The following is a 15,527-nucleotide window of genomic DNA, read 5'->3' as shown; positions in this document are numbered from 1 at the left end:
TGGTTTGTTGTATTGTGCGATCTTGTTGTTGGGTGTGTAAACATCCTATTGTTTTAAGCGTATAAATTTAACTTCTCCTTGATTTGAGCTAAACAACTTTCAACTTTAGCGACATTCTGGGAATGTCTTGAAAGATACTCCTGAGCTACCTTAACTAAATACTCAAAAAACATCTCATAATCCACAATTGCATACACTTCTACACTAGTTACTGGCGGAGTTGTTGTGAAATTTACTCCACTATCTCCAAAATACTCTTCATCATTTGGAGTGCATTCAGTAGCAAAGTAGCAGCTAGTATAACCAATACCAAATCCTTTACCCTTTGTAAATTCATTTAGAGCTTCTAAAAAATAGCCGTCCCCTAAAGTACCGTAGTATGCCTCCATATTCTTAATTTTTTCCTGAACATCTTCTACATAATATATTTCATCATCCATCTTATTCATTCCCTATCTATTAATTAATTTTTCGGAATCACAGGAAAAAAGTTTGTTATTTCTCCAGTAGCTTTATCCCTGTAACCTATAAATTCCAGTTTTTTACCGTCAACTTCAGCATATCCAACAATTTCATCAGAAACAGCATTTGGTCGTGTGTCTATTTTTATTTTATTATTTTGAATTCCCTCTTCCATTGCCTCTCTCCCCAACTTAAGCATCTGTTCATCAGAGAGTAGTTTCGGATCGTATACAGTTTTTGGATTCTTATACTCTTTCCACTGACCAGTAAAGTTTCCTTTTCCACCATTAGCTAAGCTCATTCCGTCATAAACAGGGAGTTTGTATTTAACCTCATAAATTCCCGGAATATCTGGATGTGGCGTTTTTATCGCAGCTTGATCAATATTCTTAACTTGATCGCCAAAGTTGTCTAAAATATACTGTTCAAAGTTTTCGAGGTTATGGCCACCTTTTATTCCTATAGTTGGTTTTGCTTTAAACCCTTTCACTTCAATTAAATGATCATCATAACCTGATTTATAATTGACTCTAGCATTAGGAGCTTGTGACGTCCCCTTAGTATTCTTCGATTCAACAATTTCTTTTTCCTTTTTTAAATATTCTTTTATATTTGAGGATTTTCTTGTATTTGTACTCTTAGCTACATTATATATGACCTTCTTTTGAATTTTACTATTTTCTTCTCTAGTTGCCTTGGAGGCAGTCTCTCGTAGCGTTTTCCTTGCCTGTTGATCCTGTTGTTTATATTGGTTTTTCGTTGTTGACCTTTCATTTGGTTGTGGTTTGTAGCCTTTGGTTTCAAGAGTTTGGTTATTTTTTGGGTTAGCTATGTTTTCTCTAGCTTCTATTTGTTGTCTCGCTAATAATTCCTGGACTCTTACTTTTGCACTTACTCCAGAAGAAATATTAAAGAACCCTTTTCCTCTACCCAGTTTTGAAAGTATCCCCTTTAATTCTTTAGTATGGTCTATCCCCCCTCGACCACCAAACATAAGAGGGTTTTCTGTGATAATAGCATAGAACATCCATTTCTTCTCTTCTTCAGATACTCCTTGCTTCCTAGTTAGCATGAAGAAATCGCCGGGATAATTATGTTTCCATTCACTATAGTATTGGCGATCCGGTTTACCGTCACGAGTACGTACAAGACCATCTTCTCCTCGATAACTCCCCGGTTTAAGTTTGGGTGTAAAGTCTTCGGTATATGCTGCCCTAAGATAATCCTGCCAGATTCTTTCGTAGTCTTCTTCTGTCAGCTCTGGTGGCGCAGCTTCTTTTTTTGCTTTAAGGGCAGCTTCAGTTCTAGCTTTTTCTTGTTCTTTATATTCCCTCAGCATTCTATCTTTAACACTTTTAGGTACCTGTTGATAGGCATGAACCATAGTTTTTGATGCTGCAAGCAAGTTTTGAACCAGCTCTAATGGGCCACCGGAATGCGCTATATGACGTGCGCTTGTATACACTTTTCCTAGAATCCATTTGCTATAGTAGGCATGTCTCGCTTGCTCATGCTCGTATTGAGTAATCAACCCTTGCACTGCTAAACCAGCCAAGTGTTTCAACGGATGAATGCCGTTCCCCTTACCGCCTCCAATCGTAGGGGTTCCTTTGCTCCGAACAGGGATCACTGCGGTTGCTTTCAGAATGACACCCGCCGCAGGTCCACTTAGCGCTCCCACAACAACGCCAGCCACTTTCCCCATCACTGGAATGGAGCCTAATAGCTTGGATACCGTACCCAACAAAGAGTTGGCCTGTTGAAGTGCAGCCGGACTTGTCACTTTGGCGGTAGGAGTGCTGCTTGATGTCTTAGCTACTGATGGAGCTTGCGCCGCCTCGTATGCTTTTATGCTCATGAGTGGCGGCTCAGGTACAGGAGGGAGGTCGGCCACGAAAACAGGGGCTTTCATCGTACCTTCCTGATATATCACCGGAGCTTTGGTATCCGTCTCACCATCCAGTACCATGCTGCTGGCTCCGCCTTTTAGATACAGCGCCGTTCCAGCTTCGAGCGAAAGTTCCTCGCCTGCATCGAGCTTCACGTGACCACCCTGAATCTGCACATTCCCCGGACTGCCAATCGTAATGCCGCTACTTTCATGCAGTGTAATGGAAAATTCACCGGAGGTGGATAGAGTTAGTTCATGCTCAGACATTTCTACGCCGCTACCTTGCACATGTTGCCATACCTTCACATTCGGCTGTCCATTGGTGTGGCGTTGTTGTCGCAGTGAATCCGTTACATAGGCATCTTGTTCGCGGTGGGTAGGCAGATACAACTCCACCTGTTCCCCGATCTCAGGCATATCGTACCAGCCACTGTGTTCTTCCGCGACATAACGGGTGGCTACGGGAAACCAGCAGGCTTTGGCAGTGTCTTGCTTCGGATCAATCTCTAGTTGAAGTTGTACAAAATCCTGCTGTACCTTCAGTACCGTTCCTGTCAACGAAATCCCGGTGACCTGATCGTTTTCATAACGGGCATATCGGATATCCTGTTCAGTTTGAAGATCATAGCGAGTACGCAATAAGCCATCCGTTAGTGTGGTTACTGCCCGAACCACGACCAGTTCTTTACCTTGTCCAATGGGTAACGTGATGAGGTCGCCCAGTGCATAGTATTGTAGGCTTTCGATCATATAGGTGATATACGAGCCAGCACGTTCGCCTGGCTTTTCTGCATCCAACTCGTGAAACGTTTTACGTACTCGATAAAATACATCTCGCTCCACCTTATGCTGCTTGCCTTCGGGCATCCCGAAGAAAACCTTGGGTGAGGCTGCGGTTACCTCTGGCACAAGTACGGAGCCAAAGCGAGAAGCGAGACGTTTTAAAAACGCCCAATCGGTCTCCTCATATTGTAAAACAAATGTCTCCAGTTTGGCATGGTTGCTTACCGTATCAATGGCATCTCCGTACTGATATTTTCGAACCAGCGCAGTGACCAGATCATCATAAGTGCGATGAATATCTTGATAGGAGCGCCTTTTACGCTTAATATCCATCTGGTACGAATGGGAAGCGGCCTCCAGTTCAAACGTATACACGCCTCGCACGCAGTGTACGGACATATGCGTAACAATCCCATGGAACAGCCTTCTCTGCGATTGTCCCTGATCATTCAACTGACGAATCACAATCGGCTCTTGCTCCATATCCTGTCCGATGCATGCAGCTCCTAGTTCTTCGGAGAGCAACCCACTGATATGTAAAAAGGCATGATCGTTAATGGTACGTGCTATTTGAAGTTTTTCAATGTGTAGTGGCTGAAAGGGACCATAAAAGCGTAGGCTTTCATATCCGATCCCATCTATTAATACGCTCAAGTGAGTTCATGACTCCTTTCTAGATGCGATGGGTATTTCCAAGTGAAGCACTTAATCTTGAATTCACTTCTGATTACAAAAGCCGCAGATGAGTGCAACTGTGAGTCAAGATAGATATGTAATGCAAGATTTGTACGCTATAAAGGGACGAGAGGTGATATTTAATAAACAACCCAGCATATGTATTTATCGGTTAAAAGAGAGATTTAGTTTACAGAATGAACCATTGGAAGTGGTATTTACTATGTGTAAATCTGGAATTAGAAGATATGAGAGGGAAGTATAAGGTGGGAAAAAGTATATAATAGGTGGTAAGAGGGAGTATATAATAGGTGGTAAGAGGGAGTATAAAAAGATATATTTATAAGATTGAGCTTAAATGAAAGATGAGGGTTCATGTTATGCCAAAAAACGATAATATGCTGGCGATTCTATGGATGCTGAATTCGGGCGTAAAAATGACTGCAAAACAAATATCCGAAAAGTTAGAAATAAATATAAGGACAGTTTATCGGTATATTGATGCACTATGTGCCAGTGGAGTGCCTATAATATCCGACACAGGTCATAATGGCGGGTATAGCTTGCTGAATAATTTTATTAGAGCGCCTCTACTATTTGATATGGAAGAAAAAAAGGCACTCCTACATGCTGCTATTTTTGCAAAAGAGGCTGGATACCCTTTGAGTGAGGCATTAGACAATGCGACATCAAAATTGAAAATGTATTCGAATCAAGAGCAGGAAAGTATACTTAGCCGTCATTTAGCCGGATTTGAAGTTATTAACCGCATGGGAGACCCTTCTCTTCAGCCGATATTGGCGGAATTGGAGCAGGCTGTAGCCAACGAATTCTCTGTAGAAATGGATTATCGCACAAGCCATGAAGAACAACCCAAGAATAGGGTGATAGACCCCTATGGAATGGTCTACTGGAACAATAAATGGTATACTGTTGCATTTTGTCACCTAAGAAATGAGATCCGTAGCTTTCGGGCAGATCGGATTCTACAAATCAAGCGTACTCCAATCATATTTAAGCGTTCCGAAGCTTTTTCGGCTCGAGAATTTTTTATGCAAAATCTGTTACCTGATTTAGTGGGTAAGGACGGTTTAATTTCTTTAACTATCGGAGGCAGGTCCGAGGCATTGGATGACTTATGTCTGCATTGGTTTTTGGGACATCATCTGAAAGAGCGGACATCCAATCAAGCAATCTTTTTGCTTGAGGAAAAATCACTTCATACATATGTCCCTTATTTACTCCTACCCTACGGGAAATCCATTCAAGTAATCGAACCACAGAGTTTGAAGGGAAAACTTGTTGCTGTTGCGTCGGAGTTAATGGAATATTATCAACGTTAATAGCTTCACTGACAGCAGATGTCAGTGAAGCTTTTTTATAATGATGATAATCATTGATTACCGGAGGATGATTGGTATCACTCGATGAATTATAAAATAAGGAGAATTTGCAAATGAATAATACAGTATATCTTTATGTGTTTGACACCATGGCAGATTGGGAGATAGGTTATTTAACTGCCGAACTGAACTCGGGGAGATATTATAACAAGGGGCTGGTCCCATCAAAAATAGTTACCGTGGGAATGGAAAAGACCCCTGTAACTACAATGGGCGGATTGAAAATCCTGCCTGACATCACACTGGATGAGTGCAGCATTGAAAGCACAGATACATTGATTTTACCCGGTGGAGATACATGGACAGAAACCATTCACCAACCCATCTTAAAAATCGCTGAGAGGTGTTTAGAGGAAGGGATATGGGTTGCAGCGATTTGTGGTGCTACCATGGGACTTGCCCAGGCAGGATTGCTGAATTCACGTTGGCATACAAGTAATGATCTGGGATACCTCAAAATGACCTGTCCCACCTACACGGGCGAAAATTATTACAAAGTGGAGTCTGCTGTAACGGATGGAAAACTGATCACTGCATCTGGAACAGCTCCGTTGGAATTCTCCGTACACGTTTTGAAGGCTCTGGGTGTATTTTCTTCTAAAACATTAGAAGCCTGGTATAGTCTAAATAAGACTCGTGCATCCAGATATTACTATGAGTTGATGGATTCAATCCAATGAAGGTATGCGCATAAAATTGAACTGTTACGATCATTTAAAGGAGGAGTCAAAATGACTGAAAGCAGAGAATATACGGGAGTGTCAGGTAAATATACAAAGAAGGGAACACCCAACGGCTTTACATCTATTACCCCTTTTATTACAGTGAAGAATCCTTCGGAAGCAATAGAGTTCTATAAAACTGTTTTCAATGCAAGGGTTAAGGATATTACTGAATATCCTGATGAGAATGGCAATAAAATAATTGTTCATGCGGAATTAGATTTTGGAAATGGTTTTTTGCAGCTGGGAGCAGCGAATCCGACATATCAATTGGTCTTGCCGCCAGATGAAGAGAATGCGTGTTATTCTTTCGGAATCTACGTTATGAATGTTGATCAGGTCATTGAAAATGCGGTAGCAAGAGGAGCAAAAGTAAGGGAACCGATTGCAAACTTTGTCTCAGGTGATCGATTCGGAAGTATATTGGATCCTTGTGGAGTAAGATGGTCTATTATGACTAGGATCGAGGATTTGTCAGAAGAAGAAAGTAGTCGTAGGGTTGCTGAATGGGCTAAAAGCTTTAGTGGAGAATAAATGCAATTACTTTTTTGGTAAAATGTATTAAAGTGACTATCTGCTAAAATGATGTAATAGAAATTCTGGTGGCACAAAGTTGCATACGTGAACGATGAAGAAAAGATGATGCCGAGTGCTCCCATTATGCCGCAATATCGAAATCGGGTTATGGTTCCTCATAGATTTGTTTCAGAAGTTCTGGGGGCTACAGTAAATACAACTACGATTCAATGGAACATTACATGTTGACATTAAGAATTAATACTTGATTGCTTGGGAATGGGTAACAAACTAATTGCTCCTTAAGTCTGGTACATAAGGCTTGAGGAGCAATGTTTTAATGAATAGCAGAGAAAGTTTTGAACAGGGGTGCAACTCTCCACGTCTCTATACTGAAACCCGCTCACTGAGCGGGTTTTTGCTTTTAATCACTCTTAATTGTAGACCTAATGTAGATATGAAAAATTTAAGCCTTGGGTTTGGCTAACTTGTAGTTGTAGAATTCTGCTACGTTAGAACAGCTGCCGTAATGTCTATACATCTATTGTTTAAAATAATGAGGTTGCAGGCAAAACTAAAAGGCTTCAGTCCAATGGAATATTACTATTTTCGTTCATTCTTCGTTTTTAATGTTCTTCCGGCAGCTAGTATATACTGCAAAGGGTCATTTATTTTAAGATACGACAGACTTTGAGACACGCTGCCTTCCTGATTAACTTTTGAACGTTTTCGATCCGGGATATCTACAGACGCGAAATCTGCATCCATATCCACCGTTTGATTAAAGAAGCCAATGATGTGCAAATCTTCTTTTCCTTCTCTAATCGTAGAGCCTGTCCGATTTAACCCACTCACCGTAATATTCCCTCTGGTTTCGCTTGAGTTTTTCTCTTCCACAAGTTTGAAATTTTGAATACCCAGTGCAGAAGGATTGTCAACAATGAATCTTCCTTGATCCAGTTCTATTACTTTTTGAAAAATCTTGCTTTGGTCAAAAGCCGGATCTTTTAAAATCACTTTGTTGTTCATGTACCCAAACGGGATATTCATACTTCTCAGCAATACACCAAGCGGAATGACAAAGGCATTCTGAATCACTTCGGGCTGAGTGTCCATCTGTGCTGGAGTACCGTTCAGTTTATATGTTTTCGCTCCCTTTTGAAACACAATTTCACTTGACCTCCACCTGATATTTGCTTCCTGAAGTTTACCGTTATAATCAACTTTTGCGCCAAGAAGCTCGGCAACGGAACGAAGCGGAACCATGAGACGTTTTTCTTCATTAACGTAGGGACCAATCGGCGTGCAGTACAAAACGTCATAATCATTCACTTTGAGCAAAGAGGTTCCATTGACATGAATAGAGTGATTAATCGGTGCTGCATTAGCGTTATAAGAAGAGGTTCCAAATATAGCACTCACAATAACTGCAAGGGATAATACTGCAGTTTTATAAAAATATTTTCGTTTCATTTTTCACCCTCCGTGAATTGAGATAGGTTGTGTTAGGTCGCATGTTTGCTTTGGAGCAGTGATAGTTTGTCCTTCTTTAGTTTTAAATAAATTTTCTCCTACTTGCTCTGCATTAGACCATTGCTCCAATAATTCGGGCTTGTTTGCAAGAATCTCTCCATCATCTCGAATGTATACTACATTGGTTCTTTCTCAGAACAGGTTGCTTTATGAAAATTCAGGTGGCAATAAGGGGTATATCCCTTCTATAGTCTCGACACACGTGGAGTGCGTGGTAGTCATATACGAGATGAGAAGCACTGATGAATGAGGATTTAAGAGCAACTTGAATATATTTCTGCATCCAAATAGCGTTTTAGGATTGAGTGCTGTTCATTGTTACTGCATTGTACAATGGCAAATAATTTGGAAGATGTCTGGGGAACAGTAAAGAGGGGCGGCGAGCCCCTCTTATTTGTGTGATGTTGAGCATTTTTATTTATTTACAGAAAGTGTAGCACTTCATTTTCATAATTTTTCATCACAAAAAGGCTTTTGTCTCATTCAATGAGCGTGCTATATTCGATAAAAGCTGAATTGTATTCCTTATCTCATGTTCCGTAGTGTCTGGGTGAATTGCACAGATTCGGAGAACAGTTTTTCCATTAAGTTGTGTCGTAAGCACAGAGGCGTATCCGTTTGCCATCATTTCTTGGGAGATCCTTTTATTGAGTGAATCTAATTCTTGCTCAGATAATCCAGTTGGCGCATATCGAAAATTAACAATCGCTAACTGTGCGGGGGATACAATTTCCCAATGATTATGTTTTTTGATTTCATCTTCAGCCCATTCTGCGAGCTGAACTCCATGCTCTATGGCTTCACCGACAGCATTAGTTCCTAAAGCTTGTAGTGTCACCCATAGTTTCAAACTTCGAGCAGGCCGCGTTAATTCAGGGCCCAGATCCCAATAATTAATATGTTCTTCATTAGTCTCGGCATCTTTCAAATATTCTGGATGAGTGCTGAAGCAGTTTCTAAGCTGTTGATTTTCTTTGGCTAAAACTACGCTACAAGAATATGTCTGCATTAACCATTTATGTGCATCCCAGGTAATGCTATCTGAACGCGATATCCCGCTCAAAAGGGGCTTATATTTCGAAGAAGCCAAAATCGATGCACCGTAAGCTCCATCCACGTGTAACCAAATGTTATGTTTTTCACATAGGTCAGCAATTTCGTTTAACGGGTCAATGCTTCCCGTATTGGTTGTGCCTGCCGTGGCAATGATCGCAAAAGGCTTCATGCCAGCCGCCTGATCATCTATTACTTTTTTTTCTAAGGCTGAAACATCCATACGAAAATTGCTATCACTTGGAATCTTTCTGATTTGATCACCACGGAATCCGAGGATGCGTAACCCTTTGGCGACCGATGAATGAGTTTGATCGGAAACATAAGCAGTTCCAATGGCATATTCCTGCTCGGATAACCTTGCATTGCGTGCAGTTGCCAAAGCGGTCAAATTTGACAACGATCCGCCCGACAGAAATAAGCCTCCAGCAGTATCGGGATATCCTGCTTGGTCACACATCCACCGGATCACTTCCCCCTCTAAAAGGCTTGCGCTCGAACTCAGCATCCAGCTTCCGGCGTGGGTATTATAAGCGCTGGTCATGATATCTCCTAACCAAGAGTAAAGAGACATTGGACTAGGAACCAATGCGAAAAAGCGAGGGTGTTGCATGAAGGTTTGGTGAGGATAGACGTTTTTCCTCATTTCGTCGACGACTTCTTGTATCGGTCTTCCTTTTTTCGGAAAACCAATTTCCCTTAGATGGGCTAATGTATCCTCATCTGCAGTATTGATTACTTTTTGGGATCGAATATTGTTATTTTCTGCAATATATGAATGTATGAACTGTTCAATAATCTCACCTAATTGCTGATTTGGTTCTTGATTCATCATAAGCATCTCCTTTGCTTAACTTCAATCAAGTATAATATAACATCTGTTGTCATATTGTGATATTCGCCGATTTCATCATTACGTTTATTTTTAGGCTCTTCGCTATTACGCAAAGTAATTTGGGGGAACCTTTGTTATCTGAAAAATATTAAAAAAGAAGATAAATGTATAGTGTTGGTTTATGTTGTATAAATAAAATTTATATGTAGGAAGGGTAGAAGGTGGAACGAGATTGGTTCTATCGCACTCTTATAAAAGAAATTAATGAAAACCTTGATATTGATATAGCCGATGTTGACTCACTTGTATGTAAAGTGTTTGAAAACGCTCTGCCAGAAGTTGCAACTGAGCTACTCGTTTTCCAATTAGAGCTCCAAATTCTTTAGGATTTTTATATCCAATGATTAAACTGGGAATAAAAAAATACTGGTGGCCCTTAAAGGTGTGTTAGGAGCCACCAGTAAAAAAAATTATGATATTGTTACATAATGAGAGCAAGCTATACTTTTACTGTATACTGTCCCAACACTTAAAACAAAGGTGAGCCATCTTTCGATACACACCTTAATTTTGATTAAGAATTATTGTCCAATTTGTTCTAAGATTTGTGTGTAAGCATTCCTATAATGATCGGGGTTAGGATCTTCTCCTATTATCTTGGGTACGTCAAAGTCAGACAGCAGGAAATGGTGTTTGGGTTGAACTTCATGCCTTGCTAAGCAACTCTTGCAACAGGACAAGGGACAGCCGTCAATCGCAATGATGTCACGTCCCGATTTTGCTGTTCTGACAAGTGGTTTGACATCACCACCAACACCAGCAATGCAGGACATTTCAGCGACTTTTTCTCGATCCATTTGTATAGCGATCATGTTAGCGGTTTGTGCTGCGGAGGAACATCCAGAACAAGAATAGACAAGAGGTAAATCAGTTCTTTTCATCTTTGTACACTTCCTTGTTTTTTCTTTGTGATCCATCACGGTACCTTTGATTCTAGATGAAATAAAATTAAAATTGTTTGTATTTTAACTTAAATTTACAATCTAAAACGTGATCGTGATCAAGACAATATTTTTGTGAAATCTGTTATAGGGCTAACTGTGTGTATACAATTCAGCCAGACCCCCCTTTTTAACTTAATTTTTCTAATAGAGAATTAGCCCTATCTAAATATAAATCTGGATCGTCATCGTTAATCACCATTAAAATTTCTTTAAGTAAGAAATTACTAAATCTTTTGAATTCAAAAGTGTCCGATGGATTCTCTCTGCCCAAAATTCTGCATGGGGCAACATTTTGGAAGTACCCAAAGCCAATTTTGGTGAATAGATGCTCATCTTTTGATGAACATGAATTCTGTTGTTCGCTGGCGTAGTGCTTCATTAAACCAATCTGGCCAATTTGACATAACATATTTGCCCACCGTAGTTTAGTGTGTTTATGTTAAACTCTGAAGAGGAGAGATAACAAGTCATTGTTTTTGTGTAAAATAAAGCTCATCCCTACTCAAAGATTCAAGTTGGAATAAGCTTTGGAAAATTTTCGTTTAGTTATGGGGAAATTGTAGTAGTAACTTATCAATGAAGTTTTAAACCATCTATTACTACTATGAGGAAACTTGGCTTAATACGTTTTTAATTCGCTTATCTAGTTCCAATTTTTCTTTTTCTAACAATTGTTCTTCAAAAATATCTGCTATGTTAAACTGCTGTAATTCTTGTTTAATTAGTTGTAGCCCATCAATCTTTGATAGCCCTTGGTTTAATAAGTTTTCAGCTAGTGTTGTGTACACGATTAATTTTTCACTTAATGTATTTTTACAATCACGTTCAAATCGCTGAAATACACTAGAAATAATTTCATCCGCCAAGGCATTTTCTTCGTTAACTTGTTTAAAGAAAACATTAACTTCATTTGTCAATTCATCGTAATACCAACATACTCTTGGATAATAGTCTAATATCTTATTTTCCAACTCTTGTAATACAAAATTCTTACGATTAAATAAGTCTCTGTATTGCTCGGAGCTTAATTTTTGTTCTTGTTCAATTAAATTAAAATCTAGTTCAGATAATCTTTTGCTTAAATTGTTTTTAACGGTATACAAAACTCTTGGAAGAGTTAATAATATTTCCCCGTAAACGACATTAATTAAAGCTTTGTCTGTTTCACTTCTATTCATTAATCCTTCAAAATCATAGAATGTTCTTGCAATTGCTTCTTTACTACTCATCATTTCTTCATTTTTATAATCTTGGTAATTCTCAAGGATACTATCAATTAACTCATCATAACTCCAAGCCATTTTTTAACCACCTTATTCAATTATTTAGGGTTAATAGTCACGCCACTATTATGGATAACCTCAATTCTAACGTTAGGATATTCTTTGTCAAATTGTTGGATGATTTCGTTACAACTTCCACATGTATCTTTTTCAGTGAAGAGCTTAATATTTCCTGATGCCTTGTGATTATCACCTAATTGATCTGCTACATCATTTAAAATTTTATATTCTGTATCCCCATCTCTCATATATATATTTCCTTCTGCATCTGGAGCTTCGGTTGCCTTGAATTTTGGATTGTTGGGTTTGAAAGAGAACTCTTCGGTTCCAGGTATCTTTTTAGCAGAGCTATGAATTTTACTATGGGCATAAAAATCTTGCTTCTCAACTCCTGACACCTTCACTTCTGCATAAGCGAAATTACCTGTTTCTTTGTATTTGTTGGACAATCGACCTCTGGCCTTCGCAACCTCTTCAATAACATGTTGATCCATTACAGAATCGATTCGACTGGTTGGAAATCTGTTTACCGTTCCCTGAGCAGCCTCGCCTGGCTTCTCAACTTTATTAGGTTTTGAATTTGAAGGGTGGAGTGGCTCTGTTTTTTCATTTATGATTTTAGGACCTGGATGAACAGGTTCTTTGACTGGTGAATTTAGTATAGTTTTCGGCTTGAGAAATGAACCGACTCCCTCAAGGAACCCTGCTACACTAATGATATTAGACAAATGGTCTGGTGACAAAGGATCTTCAGGTGTCACAGCTCCACGTATAGCCTCTGTTATTCCAAATGTAGCAAAATTGATAGCGTCACTACCAGAGTTACCTTGATTACGTGCACGCTCCATGTAGGCTTGATACAATCCTTTAGGTATACCAAATGACGAATAATCTAAAAATTCACCAATGGAGTTTCCTGCATTTTGATACCTTACGTTATTAGCCTGCTCTATGCCGTTGTATAATTCAACTAGGCTGTTTGCTGCTTTTTCAGATGCATGTGCCTGTTCCATGGCTATTTGACTTTTTATCATCGCACTACTACCCGTATAACCCAGGTAACGATCCCACCAAGACTTAGGCTTCTCAACTTGTTGTTTAGGCTGCTGTTGTGCCATGCGGCTGTCGTAATTGGCTCTCCAGCGTTTTCTTACTTCTTCCGGAACCTGCTGATACGCATGAACCATGGCATTCGATTCTTTAAGTAGGTTCTGTACCAGTTCCAATGTGCTGCCGGAATGAGCTATATGACGTGCGCTCGTATACACTTTTCCTAGAATCCACTTGTTATAATAGGCTTGTTTAGCTTTCTCATGCTCGTGTATACTAATCAACCCTTGCATGGCCAAACCAGCCAAGTATTTTAATGGGTGAACTTCGCTCCCCTTGCTACTGCCTCCAACGGTAGGGGTTCCTTTGCTCCGAACAGGGATCGCTGCGGTTGCTCTCAAAATTACACCTCCCGCAGGTCCACTTAGCGCTCCCACAACAACGCCAGCCACTTTCCCCATTACCGGAATGGAGCCTAATAGCTTGGATACTGTCCCCATCATGGCATTCGCCTGTTTAAGCTCTGCTGGACTTGTGACTTTTGCTTTAGGGGTAGAGGCATGGCTGCTAGATGAATCCTTGGCTGCTGATTGAGCTGCTTCAAATGCTTTGATGCTCATCAATGGTGGCTCAGGTACAGGAGGGAGGTCGGCTACGAAAACAGGTGCCTTCACCGTACCTTCCTGATAAATCACTGGAGCCTTGGTATCCGTCTCACCATCCAATACCATGCTGCTGGCTCCACCTTTTAAGTATAGCGCCGTTCCAGCTTCCAGTGAAAGTTCCTGTCCAGCAACAAGCTTTACGTGACCACCCTGAATTTGCACATTCCCCGGACTGTCAATCGTAATGCCGTTACCTTCATGAAGTGTAATGGAAAATTCACCGGAGGTGGATAGAGTCAGCTCATGCTCAGACATTTCTACGCCGCTACCTTGCACATGTTGCCATACCTTCACATTCGGCTGTCCATTGGTGTGGCGTTGTTGTCGCAGCGAATCCGTCACATAGGCATCCTGTTCGCGGTGGGTGGGCAGATACAATTCCACCTGTTCCCCGATCTCAGGCATATCGAACCAGCCACTATGTTCTTCCGCGACATAACAGGTGGCGATGGGAAACCAGCAGGCTTTGGCAGGATCTTGCTTCGGGTCAATGTCCAGTTGAAGCTGTACAAAATCCTGCTGTACCTTGAGCACCGTTCCTGTCAGCGAAATTCCAGTAGCCTGATCGTTTTCATACTGCGCATAGCGGATATCTTGTTCAGCTTGAAGATCATAACGGGTGCGCAGTAGGCCATCCGCTAGCGTAGTCACTGCTCGAACCACGACCAACTCTTTACCTTGTCCAATGGGTAACGTAATGAGGTCGCCAAGCGCATAGTATTGCAGACTTTCAATCTTATAGGTGACATACGAGCCAGCACGTTCCCCCGGCTTTTCCGCATCCAACTCATGAAACGTTTTCTGAACTCGATAAAATACATCCCGCTCCACCTTATGCTGCTTGCCTTCTGGCATCCCGAAGAAAACCTTGGGCGAGGCTGCGGTTACCTCTGGCACAAGTACGGAACCAAAGCGAGAAGCGAGACGTTTTAAAAACGCCCAATCGGTCTCATCATATTGTAAAACAAATGTCTCCAGTTTGGCATAGTGGCTTACCGTATCAATGGCATCTCCGTACTGATATTTTCGAACCAGTGCTGTGACCAGATCATCATAGGTGCGGTGAATATCTTGATAGGAGCGTCTTTTACGTTTAATATCCATCTGGTATGAATGGGAAGCGGCCTCCAATTCAAACGTATACACGCCTCGTACGCAGTGTACGGACATACGTGTAACAATCCCATGGAACAGCCTTCTCAGCGATTGTCCCTGATCATTCAACTGACGAATCACAATCGGCTCTTGCTCCATATTTTGACCAATACAAGCCGCTCCCTGTTCTTCGGAGAGCATGCCACTGATGTGTAAATAGGCATGATCGTTGATGGTACGTGTTATTTGAAGTAGTTCAATGTGTAGTGGGTGAAAGGGACCATAAAAACGTAGGCTTTCATATCCGATCCCATCTGATAATACGCTCAAGTGAGTTCATAACTCCTTTCTAGATGCGATGGGTATTTCCAAGTAAAGCACGTCATTTTGCATTTGCTTCTGATTATAGAAGCAGCAGATGAGCACAACAGTGAGTCAAGATAAATATGTATAACAAGGTTTGTACGCTAAAAAGGGGCGAGAGGTGATGTTTAATAAACAACCCAGCATATGTATTTATCGGTTAAAAGAGAGATTTAGTTTACAGAATGACCCAT

At 40.7% G+C, this 15,527-nt stretch carries 13 protein-coding genes; 5 read left to right on the top strand and 8 right to left on the bottom strand.

Annotated elements, in window-relative coordinates; all coding sequences use genetic code 11:
- Window positions 1–53: 53 nt before the first annotated feature.
- Entirely contained in the window at window positions 54–440 is a 387-nt protein-coding gene (cdiI, locus tag T3H97_RS18670) for a ribonuclease toxin immunity protein CdiI (RefSeq protein WP_076157516.1), read from the bottom strand.
- 23 nt (window positions 441–463) lie between these two features.
- Window positions 464–3,790 (bottom strand): contractile injection system protein, VgrG/Pvc8 family, encoded by a 3,327-nt coding sequence (locus T3H97_RS18665; protein WP_328800539.1) that lies wholly within the window; start codon window positions 3,788–3,790, stop codon window positions 464–466.
- A 401-nt stretch (window positions 3,791–4,191) separates the two neighbouring features.
- Between T3H97_RS18665 and T3H97_RS18660 the strand changes: the two genes are divergently transcribed.
- From T3H97_RS18660 to T3H97_RS18645, 4 genes are all read left to right on the top strand, one after another.
- The gene (locus T3H97_RS18660; RefSeq protein WP_220030016.1) at window positions 4,192–5,154 is read left to right on the top strand and encodes a helix-turn-helix transcriptional regulator; all 963 of its coding nucleotides are present in this window, start codon (window positions 4,192–4,194) and stop codon (window positions 5,152–5,154) included.
- Between the two features lie 113 nt (window positions 5,155–5,267).
- A complete protein-coding gene (locus T3H97_RS18655) occupies window positions 5,268–5,894 on the top strand; it encodes a type 1 glutamine amidotransferase family protein (protein WP_328800538.1) in 627 nt (208 codons plus the stop codon).
- A gap of 51 nt (window positions 5,895–5,945) precedes the next feature.
- Window positions 5,946–6,470: a VOC family protein gene (locus tag T3H97_RS18650; RefSeq protein ID WP_328800537.1), complete on the top strand. Its 525-nt coding sequence runs from the start codon at window positions 5,946–5,948 to the stop codon at window positions 6,468–6,470.
- A gap of 105 nt (window positions 6,471–6,575) precedes the next feature.
- Complete coding sequence (locus T3H97_RS18645) at window positions 6,576–6,701, top strand: stalk domain-containing protein (protein WP_420538181.1); 126 nt, start codon at window positions 6,576–6,578, stop codon at window positions 6,699–6,701.
- 354 nt (window positions 6,702–7,055) lie between these two features.
- On the opposite strand, the gene T3H97_RS18640 is transcribed toward T3H97_RS18645, so the two are convergent.
- Both T3H97_RS18640 and T3H97_RS18635 read right to left on the bottom strand, forming a co-directional pair.
- Complete coding sequence (locus T3H97_RS18640) at window positions 7,056–7,925, bottom strand: copper amine oxidase N-terminal domain-containing protein (RefSeq protein ID WP_328800536.1); 870 nt, start codon at window positions 7,923–7,925, stop codon at window positions 7,056–7,058.
- 520 nt (window positions 7,926–8,445) lie between these two features.
- Complete coding sequence (locus T3H97_RS18635) at window positions 8,446–9,873, bottom strand: pyridoxal phosphate-dependent decarboxylase family protein (RefSeq protein ID WP_328800534.1); 1,428 nt, start codon at window positions 9,871–9,873, stop codon at window positions 8,446–8,448.
- Between the two features lie 221 nt (window positions 9,874–10,094).
- Between T3H97_RS18635 and T3H97_RS18630 the strand changes: the two genes are divergently transcribed.
- Window positions 10,095–10,259 (top strand): hypothetical protein, encoded by a 165-nt coding sequence (locus tag T3H97_RS18630; protein ID WP_328800533.1) that lies wholly within the window; start codon window positions 10,095–10,097, stop codon window positions 10,257–10,259.
- Between the two features lie 195 nt (window positions 10,260–10,454).
- On the opposite strand, the gene T3H97_RS18625 is transcribed toward T3H97_RS18630, so the two are convergent.
- The 4 genes from T3H97_RS18625 to T3H97_RS18610 all read right to left on the bottom strand — a co-directional run bounded on the left by T3H97_RS18625 (window position 10,455) and on the right by T3H97_RS18610 (window position 15,300).
- Entirely contained in the window at window positions 10,455–10,814 is a 360-nt protein-coding gene (locus T3H97_RS18625; RefSeq protein WP_013311396.1) for a putative zinc-binding protein, read from the bottom strand.
- Window positions 10,815–11,004: 190 nt separating this feature from the next.
- A complete protein-coding gene (locus T3H97_RS18620; protein WP_328800532.1) occupies window positions 11,005–11,286 on the bottom strand; it encodes a hypothetical protein in 282 nt (93 codons plus the stop codon).
- Window positions 11,287–11,479: 193 nt separating this feature from the next.
- Complete coding sequence (locus tag T3H97_RS18615; protein ID WP_328800531.1) at window positions 11,480–12,178, bottom strand: Imm3 family immunity protein; 699 nt, start codon at window positions 12,176–12,178, stop codon at window positions 11,480–11,482.
- Between the two features lie 20 nt (window positions 12,179–12,198).
- The gene (locus tag T3H97_RS18610; RefSeq protein ID WP_328800530.1) at window positions 12,199–15,300 is read right to left on the bottom strand and encodes a deaminase domain-containing protein; all 3,102 of its coding nucleotides are present in this window, start codon (window positions 15,298–15,300) and stop codon (window positions 12,199–12,201) included.
- Window positions 15,301–15,527 lie beyond the last annotated feature (227 nt).

The sequence above is a fragment of the Paenibacillus sp. LX16 genome, assembly GCF_036252815.1.
Classification (GTDB): domain Bacteria; phylum Bacillota; class Bacilli; order Paenibacillales; family Paenibacillaceae; genus Paenibacillus; species Paenibacillus polymyxa_B.
The sequence above is the reverse complement of the archived record's forward strand: the minus strand, read 5'-3'. Positions and strand labels throughout refer to the sequence as shown.

Bases quoted from the DNA above. Each gene is read 5' to 3' on its own strand.
- cdiI (WP_076157516.1), bottom strand. From the start codon at position 440: ATGGATGATGAAATATATTATGTAGAAGATGTTCAGGAAAAAATTAAG.
- T3H97_RS18640 (WP_328800536.1), bottom strand. From the start codon at position 7,925: ATGAAACGAAAATATTTTTATAAAACTGCAGTATTATCCCTTGCAGTT.
- T3H97_RS18620 (WP_328800532.1), bottom strand. From the start codon at position 11,286: ATGTTATGTCAAATTGGCCAGATTGGTTTAATGAAGCACTACGCCAGC.
- T3H97_RS18625 (WP_013311396.1), bottom strand. From the start codon at position 10,814: ATGAAAAGAACTGATTTACCTCTTGTCTATTCTTGTTCTGGATGTTCC.
- T3H97_RS18615 (WP_328800531.1), bottom strand. From the start codon at position 12,178: ATGGCTTGGAGTTATGATGAGTTAATTGATAGTATCCTTGAGAATTAC.
- T3H97_RS18645 (WP_420538181.1), top strand. From the start codon at position 6,576: ATGATGCCGAGTGCTCCCATTATGCCGCAATATCGAAATCGGGTTATG.
- T3H97_RS18635 (WP_328800534.1), bottom strand. From the start codon at position 9,873: ATGATGAATCAAGAACCAAATCAGCAATTAGGTGAGATTATTGAACAG.
- T3H97_RS18650 (WP_328800537.1), top strand. From the start codon at position 5,946: ATGACTGAAAGCAGAGAATATACGGGAGTGTCAGGTAAATATACAAAG.
- T3H97_RS18655 (WP_328800538.1), top strand. From the start codon at position 5,268: ATGAATAATACAGTATATCTTTATGTGTTTGACACCATGGCAGATTGG.
- T3H97_RS18660 (WP_220030016.1), top strand. From the start codon at position 4,192: ATGCCAAAAAACGATAATATGCTGGCGATTCTATGGATGCTGAATTCG.